Genomic DNA, 9,310 nt, shown 5'->3' on the forward strand with positions numbered 1-9,310 from the left:
TTCAGTTCCATATATTTATTAACCGTATTGACAGACAAATCTTCTGGGCGAGTAAGCACCGACTGAATACCATATTTTCTAAGCTCATCGACCATTCTACGTTTTTCTACTAAGAATTTTTGTGCTAAGGTTTGGCTATAAATATCCTCCAAGTCATTCACTGGAAGATTAGAGTAATCTGTCAGTTCTGTATTTTGGAAAAAGACTACAACTAAAAGGTGTAATTTATTCAGACGACGAAGCATAGGCAAATTACGTTTGAGTGCGCTCATGCTCTCAAAGTTGGTAAACAAAATAAGAAGACTTCTACCATTAGTCAGTCTTCTGACACCTTCATACAACAAATCGTAATCGGCTTCTAAAAACTCTGTTTTTTGTCGGTAGAGCGATTCCATTATTTTCCCAAGCTGCCCTGAACGCTGCTCGGCTTTTATTTTTGAATCTAGTGTGTTGGCAAAACTGATAAGTCCTACTCTGTCGCCTTTTTGAAGAATGATATTTGACATTACCAAACTAGAATTGATAGCATAGTCTAACAAAGTCATTTCCTCAAAAGGCATTTTCATTACACGACTTTTATCCAAAATCAAATACACAGGTTGCGAACGCTCATCTTCATAATGATTTACCATCAGTTCATTTCTACGGCTAGTCGCTTTCCAGTTGATACTTCTAAAATCGTCGCCACGCACATAATTTTTTACTTGGTCAAACTCATAACTATGTCCAATTCTGCGTATTTTACGAACTCCATTTTGCAAACTCAGATTCGAAAACATCATCAGTTCGTATTTTTTCATTTGCATAACTGATGGATAAACGGCTGTGTCGTAGTTTGCATCAACTTTTACTCTGCGTTGAAGCAATCCTATTTTTGTTTTGGCTATAAAATTTATATCTCCAAAATTAAAAACTCCTCTTTCTGTTGGTCTGACATGATATAAAATTTCTTCTGGCTTTTCCTGTTCTAAAGTCGTATTGATTCCAAAATCTCTCACTTGAAGCTGAAAAGGCAGTTCATCATAAATATCAACTTCCACTGGCAAAGGATATTCACTCTTTACCACCAAACGCACAGGATTTGGGTCGCCCAAAGAAAGTTTTGGGTTTAAAAGACGTTCTGCTTGAATTTTCATTTTAGGATGAAAAAGCATAATCCCTTCTGCTGTTGTCAAAACAGCCAATCCAGCCAAAGCAATTTTAGCAATCCACATCAAAGGAGGAAACCAAAAGGCTGTAACAAATAGGCAAATACAAGCCGTAATGGCATAAAAAAAGCGATTGGTAAGAAAAGTATTTTTAATGATTGACCACATAAGCGAATTGATAATTAATAATGGATAATTGAATGAAGCAACTATCATTGGTTTTTTTGATGCCTAACTATTTTTTTCTTCCTTAAAGAATCAGCTTTTTTAAAAAAAATCTAGTTATAATTTGTATAGTCTTGTTTAAAATTTCTAGTTTGTTACAACTCTATCGCAACCAAAATCACATCATCGGTTTGTTTGCGCTCGCCTTTCCAATCAAAAAAAGTATCTTTCAAAATTGGATATTGTTCGTAACAAGATAAATATACACTTTTTTCTATGGTTTTGATGAGATTTTTAGACATAAATTTTCGATTTTCTTTTCCACCAAATTGGTCTTGGTAGCCATCCGAAAACAAAAAGAAACGGTCTTTCTCCTGAAAGTCTAATGTATGTGTATGAAATTCTTTCTCTCTACTCTTATGTTTTTTTCCTCCAATGGCAAATGAAGAACCTTTTATACGCTCTACTTTTCCTTCTCTAGCCAAAATTAAAGGCAGCTTTGCCCCAGAAAATTCTATTTTTTTAGTAACCTCATCAATAACTAAAATAGCTGCATCCATTCCGTCGTTGGTGTTGGAGGTTTCTTGATGTAATGACTCTCTAACACTCTTGTCTAAGGCATAAAGAATTTGAGAAGGTTCTATAATATTTCTTTCTTCTACAATATTTTTCAGCAATGTTCTTCCCAAGACTGTCATAATCGCCCCCGGAACGCCGTGTCCTGTACAATCTGCTACTACCAATATTTTTTTATTTGCTACTTTTGTAGTCCACATAAAATCTCCACTCACAATATCACGAGGAACATAAATCAAAAATGATTTTGGAAAGAGTTCTTTAAACTCTTCTCTACTTGAAAAAGCATTCTGAATGCGTTGGGCATAATTTATACTTGCCGTAATATCTCTATTTTTTTCTTCAATCATAGCATACGCCTCTCTCAATTCGATATTTCGAAGACGATAGATTTCTGATTCTTGCCTTGCTTTTTCAGCTTCAAACTGTGTTTCTAAGTTTTTGATACGAGCCGAATTTTCATCTCCTAATGCTAGTTCTTTAATCTGATTGTATTTTTCTAAGTGAAAAAATGCTTTTTCATAATTTTTATCTTCCTTATAGGCTTCACTCATCAAAAGATGAATTTTAAAAAGTTTTGCCTTAGCATCTAGTTTATCAGCTTCTTTTAAGGCTTTTTTAAGAAATACGATAGCTTCTTTTCCACTTCCTAATTCTAAATGTAATTTTCCAATTTCATAAAGTGTTGTTACGGCTGCCGCATAAAAATTATTTTCCAAACGAATTTTGAGAGCTTTTCCGTAATACTCAAAGGCTTTTTGATATTGTTTTTTTACTGTGTAGAACTTTCCTAAATCATTATAATCTCTTGAAATACTGTTTTGATTGTCTTGTGCAGTATGTATTTCTAATGCTTTGTAGGCATTTTCTAAAGCCAAATCATATTCTCCTTTTAAGTAATGAACATTGGCAAGTCCGTTGATGATTCTTCCTATTCCGTTGTTTTCTTTTGTTTCTTCGAAGGATTTATAAGCACGTTTATAGTATCTTTCAGCCTGTTCATAATCTTTCAAATCAATAAAATACCCTCCTAAAAGGTAAGCTGAAAATCCAAGGGTTCGGAGTTTTTTATATTTTTCAGCAAGCATGAGAGCTTCTCTAGTATATTTCAAACCTTCATCATAATTTCCTAGATTCCAGTTCAAACTTCCCAAACGCACATACACATCTGCCAAACTTTCGCTATTTATTGGTTCTAAATAGTCTTTTGCTTTAGTTAAATATTCAATTCCTTTTGAAATGTTACCCGCCGAACTTGCAAAAAAACCGAGATTTGAATAGGCAATACCTTTCAACTGATGATTTTCTCTTTCTTCAGTAATTTTATCAATGTTATCAGCTACCAATTCACTTACTTTATAGGCTTCTTTTGATTTTCCTATAAAAAATAGTTCTTCTCCAAGCCCAACAGCCAAAGCAACAATGTTTTTTGTGTTTGGATTAGGTAAGCGTTGGGCAAGGTCTAGTTTTTCTTGTAAGTTTTCTATGTTTTGCATATTTCTCTAAAATGACTATACAATTTCTAAATATACAAATGTATTTTCTTTTCCTACTTCTAAAGGGGTAACAGCTAGTGCTGGCTCAATAAAGTTTTTGTCATTGATAACAAACAAAGGAATTACTTTACCTTTATTTTCTACAGCATCTAAAATAGATAATACTTCTTCACGGCTATTGACTTGTTTTTCCTTTATTTTTGGATTTTTACGGATAAAATGAGAAAAAGTAATAAAATCTGCTCTTCCTTCAAAAAGTATATTTTTAGGATAGTCATCTTTGTTTAAAGTCTCTTGTTCACGATTGGAAATAAATCGGAATACTTTACCTTTATCTAATTCCTCGCCCACTATTCTACATGCCAACGCATTTATTTCGGCATTAGGTGTCATTGCCCAAAGCTGTCCGTATTGGGCAAAATCTACTTCTTCCCACGCTTCTTCATTCAAAATACTTCCTTCATAAACAGGAATTTGTTGCATACTTGCCTCTCTAGTATTTGCCTTTGATGTATCAGCAAGCAAAACTGGAATGTTATATTTCTGAATAATTTTAGCTACAAAACGAGCCGATTCGTCAGCACTCAAAAACACAACACCATTAGGGTCTTTACGTGTAACCCCCAAGAGTTTGGCAATCGGTTTGGCTGTCAGTCCTTGTAAAACTACTGTTCCAACAATTACTAAAAATACCAATGGAAGAAGCATAGAGGCTTCATCTAATGGAATAATATAATCTTTGCTTTGAAAAAGTGAAATAGAAAAAATAGATGCCACAGCAGCCGTAACTATTCCACGAGGGGAAATATAGGAAATAAATAGTTTTTCTTTGAGGGTAAGATTCGTTCCCCACGTACTCAAGAAAACAGACAAAGGACGCAAGACAAAAACAACAACAGCAAACAAAATAAAGCTCTTAATCGTCAAGACAAGCTCAATATCTACTACATCAATCCTTGAAGAGAGAAGAACAAACAGAAATGAAATCAAGATAATTACTAAGTCTTCATTGAAGGAAATAATTTCTTTAAGGTTGGAAGTTTTCATATTTACAAGAGCCATTCCCATAATAGTAACTGCAAGAAGTCCAGATTCGTGTTGAATAGAATTGGAGAGCGCAAAGGCTGCAATTACCAAACCTAGTAAAACAATATTTTGTAAATATTTGGGTATGAGTTCTCTCATAATTAGAAAATTGACAAACCACGCCATCAACCAACCAATAGCAATTCCGACAGCAATCGTGATAGCAAATGTTTTGAAAGCTATCCAGCCAATTTGCGCTCCACCTGTTCCAGAGATAATAAATTCATACGTTAGGATGGCAATTAAAGCTCCTACGGGGTCAATTAAAATCCCTTCCCATTTCAAAATCGTCGTAATATTAAAATTAGGCTTTACATTTCGAAGAATAGGCCCAATCACGGTAGGACCTGTTACGATAATAAGTGAGCCAAAAAGTAATGCAGTCTGGACAGAAAAATCCATAATTAGCATAGCAGCAACCGTTCCTCCAGCCATTGTTACGATAGAGCCAATGACAATAATATTTCGAACGGCCTTTCCCAATACTTTTACTTCAGAGAGTTTTAAGGTAAGCCCACCTTCAAAAAGGATAAGTCCAACAGCTAGTGAAACTACATCAAAAAGTACTTTTCCTTGAAAAATAGCATCTCCATCTATAAGTTTTGGTCCTTTTGAGATAAAAAAACCTTCATCACCTGTAAAGAGTGTAGAAACAGGGCCTACTAAAAGACCAACAATAATCAAAGGAAGAATGGCTGGCACTTTGATACGCCAAGCTAACCATTGAGCTAAAAAACCAAGCACAAGAAGCCCTGCAAGTTGGAGCATATATTATTTTGATAGGGTTGTAAATCGTATAAAGAATAAAAATACTAAAAATATATGAATGAAAAAGGAAAATATGCAATCTCTCTATTATTCTGTAACAGGAGTAATTATTTATTCTGATTTATATCAAGTAAGTATTTTAATCAAAAAAACCACTGAATTATGGATTCAATGGTTTAGGCAAAATAATTTAGACAAAAAATGTTAGAGTCTTAATGCTAATATGGTAATGTCGTCTCTCTGCTCTGCATCTAGTTGATGTTGGTCTAATTGATTAGAGAGAATTTCCTTTTGTTCTTTAAATGGTCTTGCATGGAATTGCTTTAGTAGCGATTCAAACTTTGTAGTTCCAAACTTTTTCTTTTCTGGATTAGCTTGGTCGACAAGTCCGTCGGAAGTAAGATAAATTACATCTTCGGCAAGCAATACAGCTTTCTGATTTGTAAAGACATACTCTTTTTTCTTGACGACTCCTCCAATACTTAAATTATCGCCTTTGAGTTTTTCTATTTCTCCATTAGAAGTATAGTAAAGTGGACGTTTTGCACCAGCATACGTAACTTCTATCCAATTTTCTTGACGTTCTATTCTACAAAGACCAACGTCCATTCCATCCGTATTGTCAGAATCTTTCTGATGAAGAGCAGCACGCACACCTTCGTGAAGCATTTCTAAAATTTTGGCAGGGTCAAAAATACGCCTTACACCAACAATATCTGTCAAGAGTGTATTACCAACCATTGACATAAATGCTCCCGGAACGCCGTGTCCAGTACAATCTACGGCAGCAGCAAAAGTATAGTTTTCTACATGTGTAACCCAATAAAAATCTCCAGAAACAATATCTTTCGGACGATAGATTACAAAATGTTCTGCAAACAAATCTCTAAGCGTTTTCTGTGCTGGCAAGATAGCATCTTGAATAGTTTGAGCATAACGAATGGAATCTGTAATACGCTTATTCTTTTCGTGTAGCTCAACTGTTCGTTCTTCTACTTTTTCCTCTAAGTTCTGATAGAGCTGAGCATTTTCTAAAGAAATACTCACTTGTGTAGAAAGCATTTGGAGTGTTTGTAATCTCTCTGGCGTAAATGCACCTGTTGCCAAATTATTTTCTAAATAAAATAAACACAACAACTCATTTTTTCGCATAACAGGAAAACAAAGTACCGATTTTGGCTGGAATTGCTTCATATACGAATCATTAGCATACTTTTCATCTCCTGTTGCATTATCCAATACTAGAGGCTGCCCAGTTCTGACGACATAATTTATAAGTGTTCTTGGTACTAGATTCGTGTCGTCTTCGACAGATTGATGCAAAAACTCTGTCGAACTGGTCTGTGTTAGGTCTCCTTTTGCTTCTATAAATAATTCTCCATCGTGGTTCTGAATTAGGAATGCTTTTTCAGCTCCTGCATTTTCCATTACTACACGCATCATTTTTGGCATCAGTTCCTCAAAATTGACTTCTTGTGAAAGCGTCTGAGTAGATTTCATGAGTGTTTCAAAATCTAAGAAACTTGTTCCACTCTTTGAGCCACTAGAAGACATTTTACTTGTTGTCATCATGGTTGTAGTAGCTCCCTCAAATGTATTATGAGTATGTACTGTGTGCAAAGGAATAATAGTAGAATGTTTCGAATCGCTATTAACAGTATCTTGTTTTACATAATGTGAATATACCTCATGCATTTGCTCTAACTTGCCTTTTGCGCCCCAAATACGATAGTCGTAATATGCTTTACGCAAAAACATCATGGCAATATCTTCTTGCTTTCTTTGCGACCAGTAAAAACCAAAACGTTCTTTTATCAGAGCTTCTTCTTGAATAAAATTGGTTTTAGAAACGGCTTCAATCGCTTGTCGATAATATTTTTCTGTTCTTTCGTAATCGTTTTTCACTCTTGCCAGTTCGCCCTCCACAAGATAATATTTGTGAAGATTGGTAGAAGGACAAAACTTAGCAAATTTGTATAGCTTGGCTTGATTTCTTGCAATACGCCTCAAAATACGTTGTCTATCCCAAAGTGAAGAGCTCGGGTAAATAGCAATATGAATTAGAGAATCGTACATATAATATACAGGTACTCCAGCCGTTGCTGTGATGCCTTTTAAATACTTTTCTGTCAAGATAATATAGCTATATGCTTTTTCTATTTCTCCAAAATTGTAGGCTAAACTAGCTTTCATAAAGAAATGAAGACATATCGTAGCCGTATTTCCTCCTCCTAAAATCTCTTGTTGAAGCTCTAAAGGATATTCCTCTCCTTCCAAAATAGCAGGGTTATCAGCTTTTCCTAAATAGCTTAAAAATGTTTGACGCAACAATTTGATATTATGATATGGGTTCATTTGCTTCAAATCGTAGGTTGCTCCAATATACATATTGGCTTCCTTTTCTACTTCATTGAGTTCTTTACCTGTTGCAAAACGGTAATAGACATACATAAAAATAGAAAACGCTGCATATTCGAAAAATCCTGTATCAATGCCTTTTCGATAGGCTTTCATAAGTGGTTTAAGAGAATTTTCTAATGGCTCTTTCCAATGGCGAATCATTACATTGGCAACCATATACGTTCTTGCCTTAAATCTATCGGAATTATGCTGGTCTAAAAGTTTGATAGCAAGTTCTCCAAAGCGATACCCAGCATCAAGTTTTCCGAGTACGCCACATAAAATAATTCCATACGAAGAGTATGCATACGTAGAAACATGGGCATTGCCATATCTGATAGAAAGCTGAACCTGTCTAAAAATAATCATTGGGTAGAGTGAAGAACCACTTACATAAGCAGCCAAACTGATTCCAGACAAGATACGCATGGCAGCTAACTTTTTCTTATTTTCCATGCGTGGCAAATTTGCCAAATCAAATATTTTCTTTCCTGTCATCATCCCACGGATACGCACAATCTCACGCAACAAATGAACCTTAGTAACTGCTCGTGGAAATCCAACTTTAAGTTTTTTGAGTGTACTGACAGCTAATTTGATAGCTTCTTTCATTTTTCCTTGTGAAATAAGGAACTGAATTTTGGTATCATAAACAGGAACTGTGTCTAAAAAATCTTTTGCATTGGTCAGTACTCCATCAACAAACTGCTCCATCCCATTTCCGTTTCCACTCAAATGGGCTGCTTCAGCAGCTTCATTGTGAAGTTTTAAGGCGAGAATATACTCATCTGTCCAACCTACAATATCTAGCAGAGCCACTCCTGCATAAAAATAATCGTAAGCAGGTTCATAAGCAGCAGAGGCTTTGGCTTTTTTTCCTGCAATAAGATTGAGACGAGCCAGTTCGTAGCGTTCTTCTTGGTCTTCTAAAAGGGCTACACCAACGTTTAGTTGATTGACAATGTCAAAAATTTTGCTTTCTAACTCTCCATTTGGTGTATTGTCTTTTATTATCTTTCCCACTTTGTAGTGCATCTCAAAGCGACTACTATCTGGAATGATAGAATAAACAGCTTGTTGTACTCTGTCATGTAAAAATTTAAAACGAGCATTTACTCGCTCTTCCAGAGCAGGGTCTTCACTAAGAATAGCAATGTGCTTATAATCATCATCTAATGGAAGAATAATTCCTTCTTCTATTGCTACCCAAATTCTATCAAAAATATCTTTTAAAGAAAAGCCACTAACTCCACGCAACATCTGCAAATCAAACTTATCGCCTACACAAGCAGCATATTTCAAAATTTCTTGTGTATCAGTAGGAAGTTTTTCGATTTTGGCAGTCATTAGTTCGACTACATTGTCTGTCGTTTTCTTTTCTTCAATCTTGACAATATCCCATTGCCACTGTTTTGTTGCTAAATCAAAATTTAATAGACCTTCTTCATACAACGACTCTAAAAACTGTGTCGCAAAAAAGGCATTACCATGTGTTTTTCTATAAATTAGGTAAGAAAGCTGTTTTACTTGAAGAATTTGTGCCTTTAAAGATTCTGTAACTAATTTTTCAATATCTTCATATCCTAAATTATCTAGCACAATCGAACTCACAGGTGCATTTTGAGCTTGCAAACTCTTTACCATTACCATCAGCGCATGAGCTGATGTAAC

General features: G+C 35.0%; 5 protein-coding genes. 1 reads left to right on the forward strand and 4 read right to left on the reverse strand.

Annotated elements, in window-relative coordinates; translation table 11 throughout:
* From QZ659_RS19250 to QZ659_RS19260, 3 genes are all read right to left on the reverse strand, one after another.
* On the reverse strand, positions 1-1,364 hold a 1,364-nt coding region (locus QZ659_RS19250), incomplete at its 3' end, for a DUF58 domain-containing protein (RefSeq protein ID WP_291728479.1).
* Between the two features lie 104 nt (positions 1,365-1,468).
* Positions 1,469-3,385: a tetratricopeptide repeat protein gene (locus QZ659_RS19255; protein WP_291728482.1), complete on the reverse strand. Its 1,917-nt coding sequence runs from the start codon at positions 3,383-3,385 to the stop codon at positions 1,469-1,471.
* Between the two features lie 15 nt (positions 3,386-3,400).
* Positions 3,401-5,239, reverse strand: a complete 1,839-nt coding sequence (locus QZ659_RS19260; protein ID WP_291728484.1) for a cation:proton antiporter — start codon at positions 5,237-5,239, stop codon at positions 3,401-3,403.
* 58 nt (positions 5,240-5,297) lie between these two features.
* On the opposite strand from QZ659_RS19260, the gene QZ659_RS19265 reads away from it, so the two are divergent.
* Positions 5,298-5,447 (forward strand): hypothetical protein, encoded by a 150-nt coding sequence (locus tag QZ659_RS19265; RefSeq protein WP_291728486.1) that lies wholly within the window; start codon positions 5,298-5,300, stop codon positions 5,445-5,447.
* Here QZ659_RS19265 and QZ659_RS19270 read toward each other — a convergent pair.
* Positions 5,444-9,310, reverse strand: a 3,867-nt coding sequence (locus tag QZ659_RS19270; protein ID WP_291728489.1) for a SpoIIE family protein phosphatase, incomplete at its 5' end; no start/stop codon positions are given. The genes QZ659_RS19265 and QZ659_RS19270 overlap by 4 nt on opposite strands.

This window comes from Bernardetia sp. (genome assembly GCF_020630935.1).
In the GTDB taxonomy this organism is placed as follows: Bacteria; Bacteroidota; Bacteroidia; order Cytophagales; family Bernardetiaceae; genus Bernardetia.